This is a genomic window from Kitasatospora sp. NPDC059747 (assembly GCF_042732955.1).
Lineage (GTDB): Bacteria > Actinomycetota > Actinomycetes > Streptomycetales > Streptomycetaceae > Kitasatospora.
This window is the reverse complement of record NZ_JBHWGV010000193.1, coordinates 1-3,867: the sequence shown is the minus strand read 5'-3', so window position 1 is coordinate 3,867 and position 3,867 is coordinate 1. Positions and strand designations below refer to the sequence as shown.

The window sequence follows — 3,867 nt, the reverse complement described above, 5'->3', positions numbered from 1 at the left end:
CGGGGCGCGCGCCCGGGGGGGCGCGGGGGGCGGCCCCGCGCGGGCCCCGCCCCCGCGCGGGGGGGGCGCCCCCCCCCGCGGGGCGGCCCCCGGGGGGCCGCCCGCCCCCCCCCCCCCATGCCCGGTCCCCGCGGGTGGGACGCAGAGACATGTGGATCAGCCCTTGTACGCCTTGGCGGCGTCCGCTTCGAGCTTGGCGGCGGCGCCCTGGACGTCGGAGGGGTCGGCGAGGAAGTCCTGGAGGTCCTTCCACTCGCCCTGGCCGGCCGTGCCGCCGAACGCGGCGGGGGCCTGGTCGGACATGTCGAAGCGGAAGGCGTCTCCGGCGTCGATCACGGACTTGGCGAACTGGCGGGTGGTGTCGTCGGGGTAGACGGCCGGGTCGACGGCCTTGTTGGGAGAGATGAACCCGCCGGCCTTGGCCCAGACGGCGGCGGCCTCCGGGCCGGCCAGGAACTCGACGAACTTCTGCGCGGCCTCGGCGTGCTTGGCGCCCTTGAGGACGACGGCCGCGTCGCCGGCGCCCATCACCGGCGCCTTGCCGCCGTCGACGGCGGGGAAGGGGAACACCTTCGCGTCGGTGCCGACCTGCTTCTTGAGCTCGGAGGCGATGACCCCGCCGACGAAGTCGCCCTCGTAGGTCATGGCGGCCTTGGGCTGCGGCCCGAAGACCTGCTGGACGGAGGTGGGGAAGTCGGTCTGCAGCGCGCCCTGGCCGCCGCCCGCGACGAGCTGCCGGTCGCCGAAGACCTTGCCGAGCGTGGTCAGGGCCTTGACGACGGACGGGTCGGTCCACGGGATCTCGTGCCGGGCGAGCTTGTCGTAGAGCTCGGGCCCGGCCTGGGAGAGGTAGACGTTCTCGAACCAGTCGGTGAGCGGCCAGCCGGCCTGGCCGGCGACGGAGAAGGCCGGGGTGCCGGAGTCGGAGAGCGTGCGGCTGGCCTTGAGCAGGTCGTCGAAGGTGGCCGGGGGCTGGACGCCGGCGTTCTGGAAGGCGGTGGGGCTGTACCAGACGGTCGACTTGTCGGCGGCCTTGAAGTAGAGGCCGTACTGGGTGCCGTTGACGGTGCCGAGCGTGGACCAGATGCTCGCGTAGTTCTTCTTCGCGGCCTCGGTGACGCTGGGCGGGAGCGGCGCGAGCCAGCCCTTGTCGGCGAACTGCTTGACGACGCCGGGCTGGGCGACCATGACGACGTCCATCGGGTCGCCGCCCTCGATCTTGCTGCCGACGACGGTGGAGAGGTTGTCGCCGGTGGACGTGTAGCTGACGCTGGCGCCGGTCTTCGCGGTGAAGGCGTCCAGGACCTTCTTGAAGTTCTCCTGCTCGGTGCCGCTCCAGACGGCGGCGACGGTCAGGCTCTGGCCCTTGAGCTCCTGGGTGGCGGAGCCGGACCCGGAGCCGCCGCCGCTGCCGCAGGCGGTCGTGGTGGCCGCGAGGACGACGGTGGTGGCCAGGGTGGGGAGGATGCTGCGGAGTCTCATCGTCGAGGCTTCCTTCGTGTGGGTGGGTGGTTGCACGAATCGGCGTCAGATCGCTTGTACGGAAGTGGACTTGATCCACCAGGCGGCGGTGGCCGGCGGCAGGAGGCCGTCGCCGCACGGGCCGCTGGCGAGCAGGGGAGGACCGGCGACCGGGGCCCGCGCGTAGGTGTCGCCGAAGTTGACGGCGCACACCAGGCCCTCGCCGCGGACGAACGCGAGGACCCCTTGCGGGGCCTCCAGCCACCGCAGCGTGCCTTCGCCGAGCTGGGGGAGTTCCCGGCGCAACTGCAGTGCGGTGCGGTACAGGTGGTAGACGGATCCGGCGTCGGCCCGCTGCCGTTCGGCGGTGTGGGCGGCGAACGCGGCCGGCTGCGGCAGCCAGGGCGCGGCCGGGGCGTCCGGCGGGCTGAATCCGAACGGCGCCTCGGTGCCCGACCACGGCAGCGGGATCCGGCAGCCGTCGCGGATGCCGGTGCGGCTGCCGGTCCGACGGAAGATCGGGTCGGTGACCAACTCGTCCGGCAGGTCGAGGACTTCGGGCAGTCCGAGCTCCTCGCCCTGGTAGATGTAGGCGGCGCCGGGCAGGGCGAGCATCAGCAGGGCGGCCGCCGCGGCCCGGGCGGGGCCCGAGGCGGGGTCCTGGCCGGCGAAGCGGGTCGTCGTGCGGACCTGGTCGTGGTTGTTGAGCACCCAGGTGACGGTCGAGCCGGTGGCGGTGATGTCCCGCACGGCGTCGTCGATCACCCGGTGGAAGTGCGCGAGGTCCCACGGCGCGTGCAGCAGGTGGAAGAAGAAGGCCTGGTGCAGTTCGTCGGGCCGCACGTACAGCGCCTGTTCGGCCGGGGTGGGCACGGAGGCCTCGCCGACGAGGAGGCGCTCGTGGCCGTCGCGGGCGGTGTACTCCTCGCAGACCGCCCGCCACCGGCGCCACACGCCGTGCACCTCGGGCTGGTTCCAGGCCAGTGGGTTGACCGAGTCGCGGGTGCGCTCGTCGACGTCCGGGTCGGGGGAGTCGGGCAGGTCGGGGTGCTTGTAGAGCCCGGCCGCGACGTCGATCCGGAAGCCGTCGACGCCGCGGTCCAGCCAGAACCGCAGGACCTCCTCGAAGTGGGTGCCGACGTCGGGGTCGCGCCAGTTGAAGTCCGGCTGTTCCGGGGTGAACAGGTGCAGGTACCACTGGCCGGGCCGCCCGTCGGGCTCGGTGACCCGGCTCCAGGCGGGGCCGCCGAACATGGCCCGCCAGTTGTTGGGCGGCAGTTCGCCGTGCTCGCCGCGGCCCTCGGCGAAGTGGAACCGGGCCCGCTCGGGGCTGCCGGGGCCGTTGGCCAGCGCCTTCCGGAACCACGGGTGCTCGCTGGAGCAGTGGTTGGGTACGACGTCCAGGACCAGTTTGAGGCCGAGCAGGCGGCAGTCCGCCACCAGGCGGTCGAACTCGGCGAGGTCCCCGTAGACCGGGTCGACGGCGCAGTGGTCGGCGATGTCGTAGCCGTGGTCGTGCTGGGGCGAGACGTAGAACGGGTTGAGCCAGACGCCGTCGGCGCCCAACTGCCGCACGTGGTGCAGGCGTTCACGGACGCCGGCGAGGTCGCCGACGCCGTCGCCGTCGGTGTCGCGGAAGCTGCGCACGTAGATCTGGTAGATCACCGCGTCGCGCCACCAGGGACGGGCGGCGGGGGCGATGAGGGCGTGTGACCGGGCGCGCGGCAAGGCGGCCGCGTCGCCGTCGGGGAGGGTGTGGGGCATCTCGCTACTCCAACGGTTATGCATTCGCGTTAGGTATAGCAGGCAGAGACGTCCGCTGTTAAGACCCTGCTTCGAAAGGGTTTTCCAGGGATTACGAACGAGTCAGACCGGCTCGACATAGATACGTGTTAGGTACTCGCGAGTAGGTGCTCAGGAACCGGGGGAACGCCCCCGAAGACGGCCGGCGCGAAGGCTCAGCCGACGATGGCGCGCAGGTCGGCCGCCAGTCGGGGCAGCGCCGCATCGGCGCTCCGGCGGCCCGACACGACCTCGAACGCCGACTCGCTGAACGCGAGGCTCAGCTGCTGGTACTGCGGCACGCTTGGGCGCGCCCCCGCCGCCAGGATCGCCGTGCGCAGCACCGGCAGGTACGGGAAGCGGGCCGTCAGCTCCGGATCCGTGTAGAGGTCCGCCCGTACGGGCGGCAGTCCGCCGTCGGTCAGCACGCGGGACTGCGCGCGGCGGCTCGTCAGGTAGCCGATGAGCGCCCGCGCGGTGCGCTGGTGCCGGGAGAAGCGGCTGACCGCCAGCCCCGACCCGCCCAGTACGCCGCTGCCCCGGCCGGGCGGGGCCCGCAGCCGCCCCACCCCCCACCCCCCCCCCACCCCCGAGCCGGCCCGGGGCTCCAGCGGGTAGACCTTC

At 73.1% G+C, this 3,867-nt stretch carries 3 protein-coding genes; all 3 read right to left on the bottom strand.

Going from position 1 to position 3,867, the window contains the following annotated elements:
* Nucleotides 1–156: 156 nt before the first annotated feature.
* Nucleotides 157–1,482, bottom strand: a complete 1,326-nt coding sequence (locus ACFV4G_RS41430) for an ABC transporter substrate-binding protein (protein WP_380448439.1) — start codon at nucleotides 1,480–1,482, stop codon at nucleotides 157–159.
* Nucleotides 1,483–1,527: 45 nt separating this feature from the next.
* On the bottom strand, nucleotides 1,528–3,225 hold the full coding sequence (locus ACFV4G_RS41425) for a glycoside hydrolase family 13 protein (protein ID WP_380448437.1): 1,698 nt from the start codon (nucleotides 3,223–3,225) through the stop codon (nucleotides 1,528–1,530).
* Nucleotides 3,226–3,419: 194 nt separating this feature from the next.
* Nucleotides 3,420–3,867: extracellular solute-binding protein (locus ACFV4G_RS41420; RefSeq protein ID WP_380448435.1), on the bottom strand; the 448-nt coding region annotated here is incomplete at its 5' end.

What these genes read in the sequence shown, in the direction of transcription:
- ACFV4G_RS41430 (WP_380448439.1), bottom strand. Translation starts at nt 1,482, where the DNA reads ATGAGACTCCGCAGCATCCTCCCCACCCTGGCCACCACCGTCGTCCTC.
- ACFV4G_RS41425 (WP_380448437.1), bottom strand. Translation starts at nt 3,225, where the DNA reads ATGCCCCACACCCTCCCCGACGGCGACGCGGCCGCCTTGCCGCGCGCC.